This is a genomic window from Sphaerisporangium album, from assembly GCF_003323745.1.
In the GTDB taxonomy this organism is placed as follows: Bacteria; Actinomycetota; Actinomycetes; order Streptosporangiales; family Streptosporangiaceae; genus Sphaerisporangium; species Sphaerisporangium album.
The window spans coordinates 27,964-47,532 of sequence record NZ_QOIL01000022.1 but is presented as its reverse complement, the minus strand read 5'-3'; the positions used below and the strand labels follow the sequence as shown (position 1 = coordinate 47,532).

Here is a 19,569-nt window from a genome sequence, read left to right as displayed (position 1 = left end):
CCTTGCGTATCACCAGCGTCGAATCCACCGAGCTCTTCGCCGAATCCGGGCAGGTCGTCCGGGTGCACGTCGAGGCACCTCCAGGTGAGATCGAAGTCGGCGTCACCGGCCCCGGCGTCTCCGGCGCGGCCCGTACGGCGGCCCGCCCCGCCGAGGTGGCCGTCCGGGCGGACGCCGCGCCGGGCACGCGGATCCCCATCGAGGTGGCGGTGACGTCCGGCGCCCACGAGGCGGCCGCCACCGGCGAGCTGGTGGTCGCCGAGCCCGGCTGGACGGTCTGGATGGTGCCCCACTTCCACTACGACCCCGTCTGGTGGAACACCCAGGCCGCCTACACCACCACGTGGGACACCGCGGGCGAGGTGTCCCAGGAGTTCCGGATGGACCGGCAGAACGCCGGGTTCGACCTGATGCGCGAGCACATGGAGACCGCGCGCCGCGACCCCGACTACAAGTTCGTGCTCGCCGAGGTCGACTACCTCAAGCCGTACTGGGACGCCCACCCCGAGGACCGGGAGCACCTGCGGCGGCTGCTCGCCGAGGGCAGGGTCGAGCTGATGGGCGGCACGTACAACGAGCCGAACACCAACCTCACGTCGGCCGAGTCGACGATCCGCAACATCGTCTACGGGGTCGGCTTCCAGCGCGACATCATGGGCGGCGACCCGGCGACGGCCTGGCAGCTCGACGTCTTCGGCCACGACCCGCAGTTCCCCGGCCTGATCGCCGAGGCCGGGCTGAGCTCCAGCTCGTGGGCGCGCGGCCCGCACCACCAGTGGGGGCCCATGCTCACCGGGCGCGACCTGGCACGCGACGGCTGGGGCGACCCGTCCGGCATGCAGTTCCCCGCCGAGTTCGAGTGGCTCTCCCCCTCCGGCAAGGGCGTGCTCACGCACTACATGCCCGCCCACTACAGCGCCGGCTGGTGGATGGACTCCAGCACCGACCTCGCCGGGGCCGAGGCCGCGGTCTACGAGCTGTTCCTGCACCTCAAGAAGGTCGCCGCCACGCGCAACGTCCTGCTGCCCGTCGGCACCGACTACACGCCGCCGAACAAGTGGGTCACCGAGATCCACCGCGACTGGAACGCCCGCTACGTCTGGCCGCGCTTCGTCTGCGCGCTGCCGCGCGAGTTCTTCGCCGCCGTGCGCGCCTCGCTCACGTCTCCCTCGCCGCAGACCCGCGACATGAACCCGGTGTACACCGGCAAGGACGTCTCGTTCATCGACACCAAGCAGGCCCAGCGCGCCGCCGAGTCGCTGGTCGGCGACGCCGAGAAGTTCGCCACCCTCGCCGCCGCCACCACCGGCGCCCGCTACCCGCACGCCGCGCTCGACAAGGCGTGGCGCCAGCTCGTGTACGGCGCGCACCACGACGCCATCACCGGCTCAGAATCCGACCAGGTGTACCTCGACCTGCTCACCGGCTGGCGCGAGGCCCACGACATCGGCAGGAGCGTGCTCGACGCCTCGCTCGGCGAGCTGACCGCCCGCGTCGACACGCGCGGGGACGGTTCCGCCGTCGTCGTGTGGAACCCCTCCTCCTGGGAGCGCACCGACCTGGTCCGCGTCCGCCTTGCCCTGCCCCCGTCCTCCGGCACGGGGGGCGTCCGCGTGACCGATCCCGAGCGGGGCGAGCTGCCCGTCCTGCTGGAGAACCCCGAGTACGACGAGCAGGGGGCGCTCACCGCCGTGGACGTCGTCGTCCTCGCGGCCGCCGTGCCTCCCCTCGGCCACCGCACCCTGCGCGCCGAGCCGGTCGCCTCCGGCGAGGCGGCCGCCATCGGCTGGACCGCGCGCGACGGGGTGACCATCTCCAACGCCACCCACCTCGTCGAGGTCGACCCCGCGCGCGGCGGCTGCGTCTCCCGGCTCCAGGACGTCCTGCTCGGCCGCGAGCTGCTGCAACCCGGCAGGGTGGGCAACGAGCTGGTCGTGTACGACGAGTACCCCGCGCACCCGGAGTTCAACGAGGGCCCCTGGCACCTCGTCCCCAAGGGCACCGCGATCGGCTCCGCCGACGCGCCCGCCACCTCGGTCGCCGTCGAGACCAGCCCGCTCGGCGAGCGCGTCACCGTCACCGGCCGGATCGGCCCCGTCCGCTACACCCAGCGGATCACCCTGTGGCACGGCCTCGCCCGAGTCGACTGCGCCACCTACGTCGACGAGTTCGACGGCGCCGACCAGCTCGTCCGGCTGCGCTGGCCCGCCCGCGTCCCCGGCGCCCTGCCCGTCAGCGAGGTGGGCGACGCCGTCGTCGGACGCGGCTTCGGCCTCGTCGACGTCGACTCCGGTGAGCACCCCTGGACGCTGGACAACCCCGCGGGCAACTGGTTCGCGCTGTCCTCCACCGCCCGCGTCCGGCTGCGCGGCGAGGACGGGACGCTCGCCGGCGACCGCGCCATCGGCATCGCCGAGATCATCGGCGGTGAGCCGCGCCACCTGGCCGTGGCGCTCGTCCGCAAGGGCGTCACCTCCACCTGCTCCCGCGCGCCCGGCCCCCGGTACGGCGACCTCGGCGTCGACTCCAACCTGCCCGACGTGCGGTTCGCCCTCGGCACCCCCGAGGAGAACCCCTTCGTCGCCGAGGTGCTCGCGGCCGCCGACCCCGCGTACGCCGGGCTGCTGCGCGCGCGGCTCGACTCCGCGGGGAAGGCCCGCGTGTGGGTGCCGGCGTCCGAGTCGCTGGAGAAGGTGTGGGTGCCGAGCGCCGACCTCACCGGGCCGCGCGCGCTGCCCGTCCTCATCGTCGCCGGCGAGGGCGCGGTCGAGGAGCTCGTCGCCGACCTGGACGACGCCGTGATCGAGGTCACCCAGCCGCTGGAGCCCGCCACGCTCACCGAGGCGCCCCTGGACGACTACACCATCGGCCTGGTCAACAAGGGAGTCCCCGGCTTCGCCGTCGACTCCGGAGGCGCGCTGCACCTGTCGCTGCTGCGGTCCTGCACCGGCTGGCCGTCCGGCGTCTGGATCGACCCGCCGCGCCGCACCGCGCCCGACGGCTCCAATTTCCAGCTCCAGCACTGGACGCACTCCTACGAGTACTCGCTGGTCACCGCCGAGGGCGACTGGCGCGCGGCCGGGCTCGTCCGCGAGGGCCACGACGTCAACCACCCGCTGACCGCCGTCCAGGCCGCCGGGCACGACGGGGAGCTGGCGGCCACGTCCTCGTTCCTCAGCGTGGAACCCGCCGACCCGTCCACCCCCGTAGGCGCCGTCGTGCTCGCCGCGCTGAAGCCGTCCGGCAACCCGCTGGCGTCGGGACGGCGGCCCGGCGCGGTGGACGGCGTCACCCTGCGGCTGTACGAGGCCCACGGAGGCGAGCTCACCGCCCGCGTCCGCACGTCCCTGCCCCTCGGCGACCTCCAGCGCGCCGACCTCCTCGAACGCCCCCGGTCCCCCCTCCAGGACGCCACCGTCACCTTGACCGGCATGGAGATCGCCACCCTCACCGCCGCCCTGACCCCACCGATCCCCGCACCCGGCGGCCGGCGGACGGGGATCGCGCTCGGCCCCGAAGGGGAGCCCTTCCAGCCCGTCTACACCCGCTACTGGCTGAACAACACCGGCCCGGCCCCGGCGGGCAACATGTCCGTCGCGGTACACCTGTCCAGGACCGACCTCGCCGCCGGCGCCGAGCCCGTCGAACTGGCCGTGTCCGTCGCCTCCGGGCTCACCGAGGGCGAGCTGTCCGGCGTCGTCACCCTGCTGCCCCCGGACGGCTGGACCTGCGAGCCCGCCGAACGCCCGTACGCCCTGGCGCCCGGCGGCCACGCCTCCGTCCCCGTCACGGTCGTGCCCCCGGCCGGCGCCGAGCCCGGCGAATACTGGCTCCGCGCCCGAACCTCCCACGAGGGCCAGACCTACGAGGACGTCACCCGCCTGCACGTCCCTGCCCCCCTCTCGCCGGACGGCACCAAGTCCGCCGCTGCGTCCATTGGATCCTCTATGGACGGCACCGAAACCGGCGTGGAAGGTCCTGGGTCCTCCACCGATGGCATCGGCTCCGCCACGGCGGGCGTCCCCTTCGGCGTCGTGGTCGAGACCCCGCGTGTGACGCTCGCCCCCGGCGCCTCCTCGGCCGCCTCGGCGGCGATCGAGGTCGTGCTCCGCTCCCCAGCCCGCACGGACGTCTCCGTCCAGGCGCAGCTCATCAGCCCCTGGAACACCTTCGAGCTGATCCCGGAATGGAACACCGGCGTCGTCGTCCCCGCCCTCGGCGAGGCGAGGCTCCGCTTCGACGTCCAGGCTCCGGCCGGGACGAGGCCGGGCCGCTGGTGGGCGGTGGTGAAGCTGGCGAGCGCCGGCCGCCTCTACTACACCGAGGCCATCACCATCGAGGTGACCGAGTGACCCCCACCACCGCCCCCCGGGCGGGCGCGGTCGCCGCCGAGGTGGGGGAGAGGGTGGTCCTCGTCGCGGACGTGGACGCGCGCGAGGCGCGGCTGCGGTCGGGCCCCCTCGCCGTCCGCCTGCCTCACCCTCACAGCGCCGAAGGCCGTAACCTGCGCCGATGGCTGGTCCAGGTACTCGTCACCGAGGCGCTGGTCGAGCAGGAGGCCGCCGCTCTCGGGCTGCTCCCGGACGACCCCGGCCCGGCCCCGGACGCGCCACGTCCTGTGACGTTGCCCGCCGCGCTGCGCACCGGAGGCGTCGTCGCGGCGGTGACCGCCTCCATGCCCCTGGCCCGCCGCCTCCGCGACGCGGTCACGGCCGAGGTACACGTCCCCGAGACCGACGTCCGCGCCTACTACGACCGCAACCTCGACCGATACACCCACCCCGAAGTCCGCCACATCAGCCGCGCCGAGGACACACCCGGCGGTCCACCCGACGGCACTTCGGGAGATCCACCCAGCGCTACCTCCGGCCTTGTGCCCGCCGGTAGGCCGGGAGGTCCGTCCGCCGGTACGTCGGCAGGTCCGTCCGGCGGTGCGTCGGGGCGGACGCTCGGCGGCCGCCCGTCCGGCGGTGCGTCGCTCGGTCCGGTGAGGCGCGGGGAACTGGCGGGGCCGCTGGAGGAGGCCGTCTTCTCGGCCGAGGAGGGCCAGGTCGTCGGGCCGATCGACGGACCCGGCGGCCCCTGGACCCTGCGCGTCGACCGCGTCGACCCGGGCGGCCGCCGTCCGTACGAGGCGGTCCGGGCCGAGATCGCGGCCGAACTGACCGCCGTCGCCAGGACCCGCTTCTTCACCTCCTGGCTGGACCGCAGGTACAGCGACCACGTACACCTCCACCCCGGCTACGAACACCCCGCCGACCCCCGCCACCCCGACGCCACCCACCACCATTAGCCACTCCCCGGCGGGCTCCCTTCCGGGGAGCCCGCCCTCGGCCATGAGCCTCCCTCCATCTCTGTGAGCGGCCGCCGATCACGAGCCTCCGGGGTGGCTCGCCGTACAGCGGCGCCGGCATCGCCGTCCGCGGGGCAGGGGGCCTGGTTCGGGGGTGTCGAGTCGTAGAGTTCCGGCATGGAGTTCACGCGATTCGCCAGGTTTGGCATGGTTTGCACCATCGACCATCTGGCCACCTCGGCCGGGGTGACCATGCTCGATCGGGGCGGATCCGCGGCCGATGCCGTCATCGCCGCCAACGCCGTGCTGGCCGTGACCGCGCCGCACGCCTGCGGCCTCGGTGGCGACCTGTTCGCGCTCGTCCACGACGGCGAGGGGCCGCCGCGCACGCTCAACGCGTCCGGCCGGTCGGGCTCCGGGGCCGACCCGGACAGGCTGCGCGCCGAAGGGCGCCAACGCATGCCGTTCCAGCACGACATCAGGTCGGTCACCGTACCCGGTTGCGCCGACGGCTGGCTCGCCCTGCACGCCCGGTACGGCCGGCTGCCCCTGGACGAACTCCTCGCCCCCGCCGTCCGGTACGCCGACTCGGGATTCCCCGCCTCGCCGCTGCTCGCCCCGGCCGCCGCGGTGCTGCCCGGCGTGGACGCCCCGGTCGCGCCGGGCGCGCCGCTGCGGCGGCCGGGCGTCGCCCGCGCGCTCACCGCCCTCGGCACCGACGGGCGCGACGGTTTCTACCTCGGCGAGTTCGGCGCGGGCCTGCTCGCGCTCGGCCGCGACCCGGCGGTGGGCGGCTCGGCCGGGGGAGAGTACTCCGAGGCCGACCTCGCCCGCGTGAACGCCGACTGGGTCGCGCCCATCGCCGTCCGCGCGTTCGGGCACGACGTGTGGACGGTTCCGCCGAACTCCCAGGGCTACGCGCTGCTGCTGGCGCTGGCCATCGCCGACGGGCTCGACCTACCGCGCGACCCCGCCGACCCGCTCTGGGCGCACCTGCTGGTCGAGGCCGCCAGGGCCGCCGGGCACGACCGTCCCGACGTGCTGTTCGACGGGGCGTCCGTGGAGGACGTGCTCGCCTCCGCCGACGAGCGGCGTGCGGGCATAGACGCCTCGCGCCGTGCCCGGCTCAGGGACCTGGTCTCGCCGGGCGACACGACGTACCTGTGCGCCGTCGACTCCGAGGGCATGGGCGTGTCCCTCATCCAGTCCAACGCGGCGGGCTTCGGCAGCATGCTGTTCGAACCGGCTACAGGCATCAACCTGCACAACCGAGGCATGGGGTTCTCGCTGACCCCTGGTCACCCCGCCGAGTACGGGCCCGCGCGCCGCCCGCCGCACACCTTGGCTCCCGCGCTGGTGACGCGCCCTGACGGCTCGCTGCGCGCGGTGCTCGGCACCATGGGAGGGGACTCCCAGCCGCAGATCCTGTTGCAGGTGATCGCCCGCCTGCTGGCATCCGGCCAGACGCCGGGCGAGGCCATCGCCGCGCCCCGCTGGCGGCTCGGCCCCGGCGACACCGGCTTCGACGCCTGGGCCGACCCGGACGGAGCGACCCTGGACGTGGAGGACGGCGCGCCGTGGGCCCCGGACCTGCGTGAACGCGGCCACGACGTCCGGCACCTGCCTTTCGGCGGCTCGTTCGGCCACGCCCACCTCATCGAATCCCGCCCCGACGGCATCCTCGCCGCCGCCGCCGACCCGAGAGCCGTGATCTCCAGCGCCGCCGGCCACTGAGCCACACCCCCGACCTGACGGGGCGCCGACGCGTCGGTGCGGGCGGGAGCGGGGGCTGGGAAGTTCTCGGCGGAAACTTTTGCGGGGCGGGGAACAATCTCGTGCAGGGTGTGGTTAGATGACACGTGGCTGATGTGTCTGGTGTCCCCGGGCCTCATCTATAGCCTTCGCGGAATACCGTTCGGCTGGAGCCGCGTTGAGCCTTTCGCCGAGAGGCGACCCGCACATCGGTCCACAGCGTGAAGGCCCCGCCGGGATTTCCCGGCGGGGCTTTTCGCGTTCTCACCCGCGCTTCCACGTGCCGTAGCGGGGGGCGGGTCAGGTCCCGCCCGCCCGGGACGCAGGCGCGGCGACGACAGCCGAAGTGGACGCGCCCGGACGTCGGCGACGTCCGGGCACGGTCACTTCCGTGGGCTCGGCTCAGGCGCCCGAGTACACGCGGTGGACGAACTCGGCGAGCTTCTCGTCGGGGAGTTCCTTCGCCAGGTCGGCCTCGCTGATCATGCCGACGAGGCGGTGGTTCTCCAGGACCGGTATCCGCTTGACCCGGTGCTGCTCCATCGTGGTCAGCGTCTCGTCGATGCTGGTGTCTCCGTCGACCCAGACCAGCCCCTCGGCCAGTTCCCCCGCCGTGGTGCTGTCGAGGTCCCTGCCCTGGGCGCAGCAGTTGATGACGATGTCCCGGTCGGTGATGATCCCCTTGAGACGATCGTCCTCTCCGCAGATCGGCAGCGCGCCGACATCCAGGTCCCGCATCATCTGCGCGGCGGTGCGGAGGCTGTCGTTCTCGCCTATGCACTGGGCCCCCGGATGCATCACGTCATGCGCCGTCTTCGCGGCTCCGGGTGTGCTCATCGGTGCCCCCTCAATAGATGGACTTCTTCGCACGACCCCTACCCGAAATGCCCTATTTGGCGGGTAATGCGATGTTTAAACCTCGGACGGCACCGGCTCCCTCTGAGGCTTCCCCGAAGATCGGCGGCACCCGGTCGCGCTCCGGGATTGACGGTCCGTTTCCCGCTGGAGAAGCCGGTCTGATCTACGCCGGACCATCACCCCCGCCCGGCAATAGCTTCGTGGCCACGCCACCAAGCCCGTCCGCCGGCATCGCCGGTGACGTGGCATTACGGACCGGCGCGCCGGTGGTGGACGCCAGGCGCCGGTCGGACCACGAAAGGCATGGACATTCATGGATCTGCAGCTTTCTGGGCGCGTCGCGGTCGTCACCGGAGCGTCCAAGGGCATCGGCCTCGCGGTCACCCGCACGCTGCTCGCCGAGGGGGCGCGGGTCGTGGCCTCGTCGCGCAGGACGAGCCCGGAACTCGACGCGCTCGCCGGGCCGGACCTCGTGCACGTCGCGGCCGACCTGATGGCCCCGGACGCGCCCGGTGAGATCGTGGCGCGCGCGGCCGAGGCGTTCGGCGGCCTCGACATCCTGGTCAACAACGCGGGTGGCCCGCCGCCCGGCGTCACACTGCCGCGCGGGTCGTTCCTGGACGCCGGCGACGAGGAATGGCGGGCGATGTTCGAGTTCAACCTCTTCTCCGCCGTCCGGGCCGTGCGCGCCGCCATCCCGCTGATGCTGGAGCGCGGCGGCGGCGCCATCGTGAACGTGTCCTCGGGCAACGCGCGGCAGCCGTCGCCGATGAACGTGGACTACAGCGCGGCCAAGGCCGGTCTCACGAACCTCACCAAGGTGCTGTCGGCGGAGTTCGGGCCGCGCGGCATCCGCGTGAACACCGTCTCTCCTGGCCCCGTGCGGACCGCGTGGTGGACCGACGAGGGCGGCGTGGCCGACATGTTCGCCGCCCAGGCCGGCACCAGCCGCGACGCCGTCATGGACGAGCTCGCCCCCGGGATGATGAACCTCACGACGGGACGCCTGGCCGGCCCCCAGGAGGTCGCCGACGTCATCGCCCTGCTCGCCTCCCCCCGCTCGGCGAACACGACTGGGGCCGACTTCGCCGTCGACTCCGGCTTCCTGAAGGAGATCTAGGTCGCGCGGGCCCCGGGTGCCGGGCAGGGCCTTCTCGCCCGGGGACCGTGAGCGGTCATCGTGATTCGGTATGGCGTACAAATCGGACATGGCCCTCGAACCCGCCTCAACCCCGGATACGGTGGGATCGGTGCGGCCGACGGCGCGGGTTCGCAGCGCGCTGTCCGATCTTTCCGGTGGCCTGGAACGCGCGGAGCGTTGCTACCGTCAACGCGCTGACATCGGTACCGTAGCGATGTTAACCGAAATCTGTTAGCGTTCTTACATGCCCACCGAGACGCTCAGCACCAGAGACCGTGTCCTGCGCGCGGCCGCGGACCTGCTGACCAAGGGCGGCAGGGAGGCCGTCTCGACGCGCGCGGTCGGCGCCGCCGCGGGCGTGCAGGCCCCCACGCTGTACCGCCTGTTCGGTGACAAAGAACGGCTGCTCGCCGCGGTGGCCCATTACGGATTCGAGGAATACCTCGCGAGCAAGGTGCGCCTCGGCCGGACGGACGACCCGATCGGCGACCTTCGCCGCGGCTGGGATCTGCATGTCGGCTTCGGCCTGTCCCGTCCCGCCTTCTACGTGCTGATGTACGGCGACGCCCACCCCGGCGAGCCGTCCCCCGCCGCGCGCCAGGCAGTCTCCATGCTGGAGCAGATGATCACGCGTATCGCCGACGCCGGCCGGCTCAAGACCAGCGTCGACCGCGCCGCGCGCATGGTGCAGGCCGCCGGGGTGGGCCTCACCCTCCACCTCATCGCCACCGAGCCCGACGAGCGTGATCCCGAGCTGTCCACCGCGACGCGCGAGGCCGTCCTGCGGGCCATCACCACCGAGGAGGCGATGGACGCCGACGCTCCGCCCGGCTCCGGCCCGTCGGCCGAGGTCGCCAGCCGCGCGATGGCGTTGCACGCGGCCCTGGAAGGCAAGGACGTCCCACTCTCGGCCGCCGAGCGCGTCCTCCTCGCCGAGTGGCTGAACCGCCTGGCCCGCTGAGACGTCTGGTCGGCTGAACCTTCTGGCCCGCTGAGCCGTCTTTGTCGGTTCAGCCGTCCGGCCGGCTGAACCATCTGACCTGCTGAGCCGCCGTGCTCAGGGGCTGAGCAGCTGCCCCGGTTAGGCGTGCTCGCGCTCCCGGGTCCCAGGCTCCCGGCCGTCCGTCGCTGTCGCCCGCTGTCAGTGGCCGGCGAGCGTGCAGAACGGGTGACCCGCCGGGTCCGCGAAGATCCTCCACCCCAGGGGGTCGACGAGGAGCAGCGTGGCGCCCAGCCCGAGGAGCAGATCCTGCGCGGTGTCGAGGTCCGGGACGTCGATGTCCAGGTGGAACTGCTGCGGGTGGGCGGCGTTCGGCCACCGCGGGGCCCGGTAGTCCGCCACGCGCTGGAACGCGAGCACGAGGCCGGAGTCGGTGTGGAGGGTCGCGAAGTCGTCGTCCACCCCCCATCGGCGATCCGGCCGGTTGACCTCGCCGCCGAGGACCGCCTGGTAGAACCACGCGAGTTCGAGGACGTCCGGGCAGTCCAGGACCACGCACTGCAACCTGCCGATCATTCGGCCCCTTCCGACGCCGGTGGCCCCCTCCTCCGGCCGACCCGCGGCCCGGCACACGGAGCGGGGGAGAGGTCAGCCCGCCGAGCGCCTCACCTTAACCGTCCCGTGGCCCCTCCGCGTGGCCCGGCGGGACCGCGGGTCCGGGCCGCGAGCCGATCCAGGGCCGGGCCGCGTCCGTACAAGCGACGACCACTCCGTACGGAGCGCGAACCCGTTCCGGTCGCGGGTGCGGTCAGCCGGGGAGCCGGCCGAGGTAGAAGCGGACTCCTTGGTCGTCGGCGCACTCGGCGGTGACGCCGTACGGCTGGCGCTCGGGGTCGGTGCTGGTGCCTCCGGCCGCGCGCACCCGCGCCACGCCCGCGTCGATGTCCTCCACCGAGTACATCGGCACGACGGCCGCGCGGTCGCGTCCGCCCCACAGGCCGGTCATCGGGCGCACCTCGCCGCCGCCGAGCCGCACTCGCCACCCCTGGTCGACGTTCCCGGGGACGAACTCCCAGCCGAGGACGCTCCCGTAGAAGGCGCGGGCCCGGTCGGCGTCCGGCACCTCCACCGTCAGGTAGACGATCTCCCCCTGCCGGGACGAGACCTCCGCCGGGCGGTCGCCGAAGACCTCGTAGACGCCGAACGACAGCCCCTGGTCGTCCACGCACGTGGAAATGGTCCCGTACGGCTCGCGGGACGGCTCCTCGGCCCGCCCGCCCGCCTCGCGGACCCGGCGCACGGCCGCGTGCACGTCGTCCACGCGGTAGCAGGCCCACAGCGTGCGCGAGCCCTCCTCGGCCCACATGCCGTGGTTCAGCGCGAGCCCCTGCACCTGGCGTCCCCGGGGGTCGCCGCCGGGCGCGTACCGCCAGCCGAGTACGGCCTGGTAAAAGTCGGCGGCGCGGCCGACGTCGGGCACCCGCAGCGACACGTACCCGACGTCGCCGTGGCGCGGGACGGCAGGGGCGGATGGCGTGGACGTGGTGGAGCTGGTGGACATTCTGGTTCCTCTCGGGTCTCTGTGGTCGAGCAGTTCCCGCTCCAGGCGGGCGCGCAGGCGCGCCGCGAAGGTGGGGTCGGGGTCGACGGCCTCGGGGGGCCGCAGGAGGGCCTCGAACGGATCAGACATCGCGGCCCTCCGATCTCTCGTAGGTCTCCCTGAAGGCCTTCCTGGCCCGGACGAGCAGCGCCTCGGTCGCGTGGACGGTCCGGCCGAGCAGACGGGCGACCTCGGGGACGGGCAGGCCGTCGAGGTAGCGCAGGACGAGCGCGCCGCGGTGGTGCGGGCCGAGCTCTGCCAGCACCTGCTGCGCGATCATGGCGTCCAGCCGCTCGTCCCAGGGGTCGTCGGGCTCGGCGGGCAGTCCCTGGACCACCCGCAGGCCGCGCTGTTCACGCTCGGCCCGCCGCCAGTGGTCGACGAGCTTGTGCCGCGCCACGCCGACGAGCCACGCGGTGCTCACGTCGGGAGGCGGACGCCTGCGCACCGCCTCGACGGCCGCCAGGAAGACCTCCGCCGTGAGATCCTCGGCCAAGGCCCGCTGCCCGCAGCGGGACAGTAAGTAGCCGTAGACCTGCGGGAGCGCCGTGTCGTACAACACCAGCAACGCCGCCCCCGGGTCCGGTTCCACTCCCGCCGGTAGGTTCACACTCTCTCCATCGCCCGGGGGCGCTCTCCTCCGACGGGCGGGACGAGATTTCTCGCACCGGCATGCCCGCCGTCCCGATCCGGGCGGGGTCGGGCCACCGTGGATCAGATGACGGACGAGGGACGTCTGGCGCGGGCGCGGCGGGAGAGGACGACGCCGAGGGCGATCATGACCACGCCGAGCAGGAAGTGGAGCCAGTTGTCGGCCGTGTTGACGGGGATGAAGTTGGCGGGGGAGGTCTGGCTGATGAGCAGGCCGTAGATCCACAGCACCAGGTAGATGGCGCCGCCCCAGATCAGGAAGTTGCGCGCTCCCGTCCAGGTCCTGGCCAGCGTGACGCCCGCGATGCCGAACAGCAGGTGCACGATGTTGTGCAGCACCGAGACCTGGAAGAGGCCGAGCAGCCGGGCGTCGGAGTGGTGCCCGGCCCAGCTCAGCGCGCCGTAGTTCGTGGTGATCCCGGGGATGAAGCCGAGGATCCCGATCGCGAGGAAGATGATTCCGAGGACGAAGGCGGCCATCTGCAGCGGCGTTCTCGTCGTCTCGCGCGTGTGCGCCCCCATGACGCCCTCCTTCATCGGAACGACACCATGTCGTGTTTGTCGGCTTTATCCGTATATTTCACATTCCCGCAAACGCCCGGCCGCACACCCTCCCCGAGTGTGGCGCGGCGGTCGAAGTCGCTCCGGACCCGCCGGCGATCACGTGCGCCTGTGGACGGCGTGCATCCGGACGACCGCCGGCAGCCGGTCGCTCTCCAGGGTCCGGCGCAGCCGCGTCACCGCCCCGTTGATGCCCTGCCGGGCCACGGCGGGATCGGCCTGGTCGGGCAGGACGACGAGGAGGGCGAGCCGCGGGTCGGACGGCGCGCCCGCGAGCGAGGCGCGCGCCCGCTCCCCGTGCACGCTCTCGGCGAGGTCGTCCTCCAGCGCCCCGGCGGCGGCGCCCGCGGAGACGCGCGTGGCGCCGTGGGAGGGGTCGGGCTCCAGGTCGAGGGTGCGCAGCGTGTCGAGACGCCCCTGCACCAGCAGCCAGTACAGGGCGAGCAGCGCGACGACCAGCGAGCCCGCGATGACGGCGGGCCAGAACCACGGATGCCCGGCGGGGAAGCCGCTGACCTCGGCGGGGATCAGCGGGGCGTGGGGAGGCCCGAGCAGGCCGAGAGCGCGCGCGAGCGTGACGGCGCCCGCGAGGGCCAGCAGCAGGCCGACGAGGGCCAGGCCGACGCGGTTGGCGGCCGCGGGACGGTGTTTCACGCGCTCACTTCCCCTTCTGGCTGATGTGGACGCGGACCCGCATGGGCTTGAGCGGCCGCATTTCGTCCAGCCGCTCGCCCACGGCCTCGGTGATCTCGCCCGGCAGGCCCCCCGGGTCGCGCAGGGGGGTGACCGCCCTGACGTGCACGACGCGGCGGCGCAGCTTGACGCGCGCCCGCGACACGCCGTCGACGCCCGCGGCGACGGTGGCGAGGTGGCGGCGCAGCCCGCCCTCGGTCATGCCGGTGACGGTCCTCGGGTCGTCCGAGGCCAGCGGCACGACCCGGGTACGTCCCGGCACGAGGGCCAGCCCGAGCAGCAGGAGTCCGAGCACCAGCGCCGCGCTCGCCGTGGCCAGGTGCGCCGGGTCGTCCACGGGCCCGGCGGCGAAGTCGGCGAACGACGTCCACGGCACGGTCCGCATGTTCGCGCCGGTCGCCGCCGCGACCGCTCCGATCAGGGTCACCAGGGCGGCCAGGGCGAGCAGCAGGGCGGTGACGGTCGCCGGGACCGTCCGGCGCGGACGGAAGGCCCGCGCCGCGGCCCGCCGCTGGGCGCCCTCGCCCGGCGGCGGCCGGCCCGCCTCGGCCTGCTCGCCCTCCACGGGAGCGCCCGCGTCGCCCGGCGGCGGCTGCGGCCAGGCGGCGGTGGGATGGTCCGGCGTGATCCCGTGATCCGGCCAGGTCACCGCAGGTGCCTTTCGTGCGGGGGCGGCTGGATGAAGCGCGTGACCTCGATGTCCACCTGCCGGGCCTCCAGGCCGGTCAGCTGGTGGACGCGGGCCATGACGTTGTCGCGCACGCGGCGCGCGAGCTGCCGTACCGGCTCGCCGTAGGTCGCCGACACGGCCACCCGCACGATGGCGACATGCCCCTCGGCGTGCGCGGTCACCCGGGGGGCGGTGTCGTGCGCGTCGCGGCCGAGCGGCAGGCCGAGCACGCGCGGGGCGACCCCGCCGACGTGCTCCACCTCGGCGACCGCGTGGGCGGCGACGCGCTCCAGTACGCGATCGGCGATGTCGGTGCGCCCGCGCGCCTCCGGCGGCCCGCCGACGTGCGGGCGGGCCCCGAACGGCGCGGCCGCGCCGGTGGTCACGGACGTCTCCGGCCGCGCAGGCCGCTCATGTCCAGTTCACCGGTCATGGCGCGGCCGATCACGAAGCCCACCACGCCGAGGACGAGCACGATGAGGAACGCCGTCAGGCCGCCCACGATGACGGCGAACCCGAGTGCGGTGCCGAACAGCAGGCCGATCGCCGGCCACCAGCGGTTTTCATCCATCTCGCTCACCTTCCCCTGTCGAACTCGGCGGCGTGGTCGCGGGGGAGCCGGGAGCCTCGCCCGGCGCGGCGGCCCGTGCGGTCTCGGCGTTCCCGGCCGTGCCGGCGGTGCCGGAGGTCTCGGCGCTCTCGGCGCCGGGGGCGATGTCGTCGATGCGCACGTCGATCGGCAGCCCGGGCACCAGCGGCTCGACGGCGGCGCGCACCTCGTCGGCGATCTCGGGCATCGGTTTGCCGTACCGCACGACGACCGCGACCTCGACCTCGGTGTCCCGGACGGCCACCCCCGACACCCGGTGCCCGGGCAGGTAGGAGGCCACGCCGCCCCCGGCCAGCGATTCGACGTCGGGGCACGAGGTGACGGCCTCGGCGATCCGGTCGGCCAGCCGCTCGGGGCCGCCGGTCCGTCCGGTCTCGGTGGCAGAGGTCATCGGACCCGCGCCTCCTGTTGCTCGGACGACTCCTCACCGGGCAGGTGCAGGTCGTCGACGGCGATGTTGACCTCGGTGACCTCCAGGCCGCACATGTTCTCGACGGCCTCGATGACGTTGCGGCGGATGCCCGCGGCGAGGTCGGGGATCGACACCCCGTACTCGACGATCACCTCCAGGTCGATCGCGGCCTGGCGCTCTCCCACCTCGACGGACACACCCCCGGTGGGCACGGCGGGGCCGCCGCCGATCAGGCGTTCGCGGACCACGCCCAGCGCCCGGCTCATCCCGGCGCCCAGGGCGTACACCCCGGGGACCTCGCGGGCGGCCATCCCCGCGATCTTGGCGACCACCGTGTCGGCGATCCTGGTCCTGCCCCGCTCGCTCACGAGCTCCGCGGATCCCCGCCCCGACCCCGTGCGCACGGCGTCGGCGTCGGACGTCTGCCGGGGCGTCTCGCTCCTCTGTGCGCTCACCTCGTCGTCCTCCGTTCCAGCAGGTGTCCCTGCGTCGCCGAATAGGAAGGCACAACCGGCGTGATCGGAGATGTACCCTGAGGGAGGGCAAATTATGGGCATTTTATGGCCCAATGTCCGTTTTCTGTGGATGGGTGGGCGGCCCTCAGGCTCCGGCGGCGACCGGATCCTCCCAGCGGCCCATCAGGTCCCGGTACAGCGGCGACCCGGCGATCATCTCCTCGTGCGTGCCCACCCGCGCGCGGACGCCGTCCATCACCAGCACCCGCCGCGCCCGCAGCGCCGAGGTGAGGCGGTGCGCGATGACGATCAGCGTCCCCCCGCGGGCGGCGAACGCCTCCTCCGCGCGGGCCTCGGCGGCCGGGTCCAGATGGCAGGTGGCCTCGTCCAGCAGGACCAGCCGCGCGGGGGACAGGTACGCGCGGGTGAGGGCGATGAGCTGCCGTTCCCCAGAGGAGAGCTCGGACGGGTCGACGGGGGCCTCGTACCCGCCGATCCGCTCGGCCAGGTGCGCCATGCCGACCGCGTCCACGGCCCTGTCGAGGGCCCTGTCGAGGGCGGGGTCCGGGAGCGAGCCGATCTCGGGGCTCCCGCCGGACGACGACCGGCCCGTCGCCAGATAGGTCAGGTTCTCGCGCAGCGTCCCCCGGAAGACGTACGCCTCCTGCGGGATGAGGACGCGCGCCCGGCTCAGGGCCGCCCGGCCGAGGGCCTGCACGGGGACGCCCCCGATGAGCACCTGCCCGTCGCCGGGCCGCAGGATCCCGGCCGCCAGGGCCGCGACGGTGGACTTGCCGATACCGCTCGGCCCGACGACGGCGAGGTGGTCGCCCTCGGGCACGGACAGGGTCAGCTCCGACACCACCGGCTCGGCGCCCGGCCCGTACGCGAACGTCACCCCACGCAGCCACAGCGACGCCCCGCGCGGAGCGCCGATCCTTCTCGCCGCCGCCGTCGTCGCGGTGGGCGTCGCGGTGGGTGTCTCGGTGGGCGTCGCCTCCGGGGAGGACGTCTCCGCCGGGCGGGCGCCGGTCTTCAGGATGCGTTCCAGCGCCACGACCAGCCGCACGCCGTTAACCCCGACCCCCTGGACGAGGCTGCCGAGCGCGGGCGTCAGCGACTGCGCCACGTACGTCAGCGTGCCGAGGACGACCCCGGCGGTCGCGCCGTCCCGCACCAGGGCCGGGGTGGCGGCCAGGACCAGGAGGATGGGCAGCCAGCCGCCGACGGCCAGCGAGAGCGTGCGCACGGCGGTGAGCCGGGCGAGCGCCGTGGCGATCCCCGCCTGACGTGCGACGTCCCGCCCGACGACGGCCTCCACACGGTCCTGCGCGCCGCAGGCCGTGACGTCGCGCAGCGCGTCCACCATGGACGCCACCGAGGACGCGGTGCCCTCCTCGGCGAGGATCAGCCGCCGCTGCAGCCGGGCCATGGCGGGCAGCGACGCCGAGAACAGCGCCAGCCCCGCGACCAGCGGCAGCAGCACCAGCGGCAGCACCGAGCCGGTCAGCGTGAGCACGCCGAGCACCACGCCGGCGACCGAGAACAGGAACGACCTGCTGACCGCGATCACGGCGGCGAAGGAGTCGCGGGCGAGCTCGACCTGGCGGCTGAGCCGGGCGACGGCCGCGCTGTCCGGCCGCAGGCCCGAGGTCGCCGACCGGTGCAGCGTCCCGGCGACGACATGGCGCAGCAGCGCGTCGCGGAACGGCTCGACGATGCGGGCGATGGCGAGGAGCACCTGCCGGGCCCCGATGGCGGCGGTCAGCCAGGCGGCCGCCATCAGCATCAGCCAGCCGAGGCCGACGACCGGCCGCCCGGCGGCGAATCCGTCGTCGAGCGCGTGCGCGATGGCCTGGCCGGAGACGAACGAGGGCGCGGCCTCGGCGAACGACCAGCCGAACAACCGCACCAGATTCCGGGGCCGCCGCCGCGCCGCCCCCCACAGCAGCTCGCGGATCTTCATCACCGCTCCACCACCGTCACGACGTTCCCGAGCGCGCCCGCCGGCACGGCATCCTCCGGCGACGCGCCACGGTCCACCGGCACGGCATCGTCCGCCGACGCGCTACCGGCATCGTCCGCCGACGGGGGGCCGTCCGGAACCGTCCGCCCGGGGGAACGGCCGGGCGGGTCGCCGACCTGGAACACGGCCCGGTAACCCGGGTCGCTCCACAGCGCCTCGTGGGTGCCCTGCGCGCGGACGCGCCCGTCCTCCAGCCACACGACCAGGTCCGCGCGGGCCGCCGTCCCCGCGCGGTGGGCGACGATCACGCGGGTGCGGTCGCGCAACTCCTCGGTGAGCGCCCGCGCGACCTGGTACTCGGTGACCGTGTCGAGGCTGGACGTCGCGTCGTCCAGGATCAGCAGCCGCCCGCCGTGCGCGAACGCCCGGGCCAGCCCCACCCGCTGCCGCTCCCCGCCGGACATGGGCGCCTCGTCGACGGGCGTGTCGTACGCGCGGGGAAGCCTGCGGACGAACGCGTCGGCCGCCGCGGCACGGGCGGCGTCCTCCACGGCCGCCGCGGCGCGGGCGTCGTCCGGGGGCGCCTCGGGGCGGCCGGCGGCGATGGCCTCGCGCAGGGTGCCGCCGAAGAGCACGGGCCGCTCGAAGGCGTACCCGACGGCCCGGCGCAGGGCCGGCCGGGCGAGCCGGGGGAGCGGCACCCCGTCGAGCAGGACCTCGCCGTGGTCTGGGTCGAGCATCCGCCCGGCGACGGCAGCCAGCGCCGACTTGCCGCTGCCCGACCTACCGACCACGGCCAGCGCGGCGCCTCCCGGCACCACCAGGTCGATGTCGCGCAGCACGGGCCGCCCGTCCACGTGGACGGTGACGTCCCGCAGCTCCAGCCGCCCGCCCTCGCCGGGCGTCTCGGGCAGGTCGCCGGAGCCGTGGACGACGGCCGGGTGGTCGAGCACCTGCCGCACCCGGCGGGCCGCCGAGCGGGCGCGGGCCAGCCTGTTGAGATAGCCGAGCGCCGAGCCGATGCCGGCGCCGAGCACGGCGTACCGGGCCGCCGCGAACAGTTCCCCGGCGGTGAGCTGTCCGGCGGCGAGCAGCAGCCCCCCGACCCCGATCACCGCGGTCTCCAGCAGCGGGACGACGATCGCCGCCTGCACGCCCGCGCGGGCGTTGACGCGCCACAGGGCCATGCCGTGCGTGCGCAGGCGGGACAGCGGGCCGAGGACACGGCGGATCTCCTGGTCCTCGGTCCCGGCGGCGGCGATCGTCCGCGCGCCCGCCAGCGCGTCGACCAGCCGGGAGGCGATGTCGCTCTGCGCCTCCTGGTAGCCCGCCGAGACGGTGGTGGTCTCGCGCAGGAAGGCCCGCAGCACCAGAAGGATCACGGCCAGGCCCCCGGTGAACGCCACGGCGAGCCAGGGGTCGATGAGCGCGAGCGCGACGAGCGACCCGGCCGCCGGCACGAGCAGGGACACGGCGGTGATCACGGCCTCGGGCGCGGCGCCGACCTCCTCGGCGTTCGCCCCGGCGCGGGTGACCAGGTCGCCGGGCGGAAAGCGGCGGGACATCGCGGGGCCGGCGGCCAGAACGCGCCGGACCAGGCGCTCGCGCAGCAGGCGCGCCGCCTGCGCGCCGCCCGACCCGGAGGCCAGCACCCCCACCGCGTCGCAGACGACGACCGTGGTCACGAGCGAGGCGCACAGGACGAGCACGCCGGTGACGTCACCGCCGGGCGAGACCAGGACGTCCACCGCGCGGCCCAGCGCGCCGGGGAGCAGAAGCTCGACCACGGCGCCTGCGAGCGCGGCCACGGCGTAGACGTAGGGCCATCCGCCGCTGCGGCGGACCGTCTCCAGCAGGAGCCCGTCGGCCCGGCGTTCCGCCGCGGCCTGGGGCGGAGCCGTGGGTTCCGCCATCGCAAAGGTTTCCCCTCGGAGGGTTCCGGGAACGGACAAGCCTGGAGCGGCCGT

At 74.3% G+C, this 19,569-nt stretch carries 18 protein-coding genes; 5 read left to right on the top strand and 13 right to left on the bottom strand.

The window, feature by feature from the left end:
* The first annotated feature begins 2 nt into the window (after positions 1–2).
* From DQ384_RS31280 to DQ384_RS31270, 3 genes are all read left to right on the top strand, one after another.
* Entirely contained in the window at positions 3–4,352 is a 4,350-nt protein-coding gene (locus DQ384_RS31280) for a glycoside hydrolase family 38 N-terminal domain-containing protein (RefSeq protein WP_114032480.1), read from the top strand.
* A complete protein-coding gene (locus DQ384_RS31275; protein ID WP_114032479.1) occupies positions 4,349–5,293 on the top strand; it encodes a peptidylprolyl isomerase in 945 nt (314 codons plus the stop codon). Before DQ384_RS31280 ends, DQ384_RS31275 begins: the two co-directional genes overlap by 4 nt.
* A gap of 177 nt (positions 5,294–5,470) precedes the next feature.
* Positions 5,471–7,027, top strand: coding sequence for a gamma-glutamyltransferase family protein (locus tag DQ384_RS31270; RefSeq protein WP_114032478.1), 1,557 nt, complete (start codon positions 5,471–5,473; stop codon positions 7,025–7,027).
* A gap of 420 nt (positions 7,028–7,447) precedes the next feature.
* On the opposite strand, the gene DQ384_RS31265 is transcribed toward DQ384_RS31270, so the two are convergent.
* Positions 7,448–7,882: a CBS domain-containing protein gene (locus DQ384_RS31265; RefSeq protein ID WP_114032477.1), complete on the bottom strand. Its 435-nt coding sequence runs from the start codon at positions 7,880–7,882 to the stop codon at positions 7,448–7,450.
* A gap of 334 nt (positions 7,883–8,216) precedes the next feature.
* Between DQ384_RS31265 and DQ384_RS31260 the strand changes: the two genes are divergently transcribed.
* Both DQ384_RS31260 and DQ384_RS31255 read left to right on the top strand, forming a co-directional pair.
* On the top strand, positions 8,217–9,023 hold the full coding sequence (locus DQ384_RS31260; RefSeq protein ID WP_114032476.1) for an SDR family NAD(P)-dependent oxidoreductase: 807 nt from the start codon (positions 8,217–8,219) through the stop codon (positions 9,021–9,023).
* 265 nt (positions 9,024–9,288) lie between these two features.
* Entirely contained in the window at positions 9,289–10,005 is a 717-nt protein-coding gene (locus DQ384_RS31255; protein WP_114032475.1) for a TetR/AcrR family transcriptional regulator, read from the top strand.
* 180 nt (positions 10,006–10,185) lie between these two features.
* Here DQ384_RS31255 and DQ384_RS31250 read toward each other — a convergent pair whose 3' ends face one another.
* The 12 genes from DQ384_RS31250 to DQ384_RS31195 all read right to left on the bottom strand — a co-directional run bounded on the left by DQ384_RS31250 (position 10,186) and on the right by DQ384_RS31195 (position 19,515).
* Positions 10,186–10,560 (bottom strand): VOC family protein, encoded by a 375-nt coding sequence (locus DQ384_RS31250; protein ID WP_114032474.1) that lies wholly within the window; start codon positions 10,558–10,560, stop codon positions 10,186–10,188.
* A gap of 232 nt (positions 10,561–10,792) precedes the next feature.
* Entirely contained in the window at positions 10,793–11,674 is an 882-nt protein-coding gene (locus DQ384_RS31245; RefSeq protein ID WP_114032473.1) for a VOC family protein, read from the bottom strand.
* Positions 11,667–12,194, bottom strand: coding sequence for an RNA polymerase sigma factor (locus DQ384_RS31240; RefSeq protein ID WP_114032472.1), 528 nt, complete (start codon positions 12,192–12,194; stop codon positions 11,667–11,669). Before DQ384_RS31240 ends, DQ384_RS31245 begins: the two co-directional genes overlap by 8 nt.
* Before the next feature lie 104 nt (positions 12,195–12,298).
* On the bottom strand, positions 12,299–12,757 hold the full coding sequence (locus tag DQ384_RS31235) for a DUF4383 domain-containing protein (RefSeq protein WP_114032584.1): 459 nt from the start codon (positions 12,755–12,757) through the stop codon (positions 12,299–12,301).
* Positions 12,758–12,895: 138 nt separating this feature from the next.
* Entirely contained in the window at positions 12,896–13,450 is a 555-nt protein-coding gene (locus DQ384_RS31230; protein WP_114032471.1) for an Asp23/Gls24 family envelope stress response protein, read from the bottom strand.
* Between the two features lie 4 nt (positions 13,451–13,454).
* Positions 13,455–14,138, bottom strand: coding sequence for a DUF6286 domain-containing protein (locus DQ384_RS31225; RefSeq protein ID WP_114032470.1), 684 nt, complete (start codon positions 14,136–14,138; stop codon positions 13,455–13,457).
* Positions 14,135–14,545: an Asp23/Gls24 family envelope stress response protein gene (locus tag DQ384_RS31220; RefSeq protein WP_114032469.1), complete on the bottom strand. Its 411-nt coding sequence runs from the start codon at positions 14,543–14,545 to the stop codon at positions 14,135–14,137. Before DQ384_RS31220 ends, DQ384_RS31225 begins: the two co-directional genes overlap by 4 nt.
* Complete coding sequence (locus DQ384_RS31215; protein WP_114032468.1) at positions 14,542–14,730, bottom strand: DUF2273 domain-containing protein; 189 nt, start codon at positions 14,728–14,730, stop codon at positions 14,542–14,544. Before DQ384_RS31215 ends, DQ384_RS31220 begins: the two co-directional genes overlap by 4 nt.
* Entirely contained in the window at positions 14,723–15,160 is a 438-nt protein-coding gene (locus DQ384_RS41685) for an Asp23/Gls24 family envelope stress response protein (protein WP_181871530.1), read from the bottom strand. Before DQ384_RS41685 ends, DQ384_RS31215 begins: the two co-directional genes overlap by 8 nt.
* Positions 15,157–15,636, bottom strand: a complete 480-nt coding sequence (locus DQ384_RS31205; RefSeq protein WP_425451538.1) for an Asp23/Gls24 family envelope stress response protein — start codon at positions 15,634–15,636, stop codon at positions 15,157–15,159. Before DQ384_RS31205 ends, DQ384_RS41685 begins: the two co-directional genes overlap by 4 nt.
* 145 nt (positions 15,637–15,781) lie before the next feature.
* The gene (locus DQ384_RS31200) at positions 15,782–17,602 is read right to left on the bottom strand and encodes an ATP-binding cassette domain-containing protein (RefSeq protein ID WP_114032466.1); all 1,821 of its coding nucleotides are present in this window, start codon (positions 17,600–17,602) and stop codon (positions 15,782–15,784) included.
* A complete protein-coding gene (locus DQ384_RS31195; RefSeq protein WP_114032465.1) occupies positions 17,602–19,515 on the bottom strand; it encodes an ABC transporter ATP-binding protein in 1,914 nt (637 codons plus the stop codon). Before DQ384_RS31195 ends, DQ384_RS31200 begins: the two co-directional genes overlap by 1 nt.
* Positions 19,516–19,569: the final 54 nt, after the last annotated feature.

Excerpts from the sequence above, each read along its gene's own strand:
- DQ384_RS31265 (WP_114032477.1), bottom strand. The coding sequence starts at position 7,882 with ATGAGCACACCCGGAGCCGCGAAGACGGCGCATGACGTGATGCATCCG.
- DQ384_RS31245 (WP_114032473.1), bottom strand. The coding sequence starts at position 11,674 with ATGTCTGATCCGTTCGAGGCCCTCCTGCGGCCCCCCGAGGCCGTCGAC.
- DQ384_RS31195 (WP_114032465.1), bottom strand. The coding sequence starts at position 19,515 with ATGGCGGAACCCACGGCTCCGCCCCAGGCCGCGGCGGAACGCCGGGCC.
- DQ384_RS31250 (WP_114032474.1), bottom strand. The coding sequence starts at position 10,560 with ATGATCGGCAGGTTGCAGTGCGTGGTCCTGGACTGCCCGGACGTCCTC.
- DQ384_RS31200 (WP_114032466.1), bottom strand. The coding sequence starts at position 17,602 with ATGAAGATCCGCGAGCTGCTGTGGGGGGCGGCGCGGCGGCGGCCCCGG.
- DQ384_RS31255 (WP_114032475.1), top strand. The coding sequence starts at position 9,289 with ATGCCCACCGAGACGCTCAGCACCAGAGACCGTGTCCTGCGCGCGGCC.
- DQ384_RS31270 (WP_114032478.1), top strand. The coding sequence starts at position 5,471 with ATGGAGTTCACGCGATTCGCCAGGTTTGGCATGGTTTGCACCATCGAC.
- DQ384_RS31260 (WP_114032476.1), top strand. The coding sequence starts at position 8,217 with ATGGATCTGCAGCTTTCTGGGCGCGTCGCGGTCGTCACCGGAGCGTCC.
- DQ384_RS41685 (WP_181871530.1), bottom strand. The coding sequence starts at position 15,160 with ATGACCTCTGCCACCGAGACCGGACGGACCGGCGGCCCCGAGCGGCTG.
- DQ384_RS31235 (WP_114032584.1), bottom strand. The coding sequence starts at position 12,757 with ATGGGGGCGCACACGCGCGAGACGACGAGAACGCCGCTGCAGATGGCC.
- DQ384_RS31215 (WP_114032468.1), bottom strand. The coding sequence starts at position 14,730 with ATGGATGAAAACCGCTGGTGGCCGGCGATCGGCCTGCTGTTCGGCACC.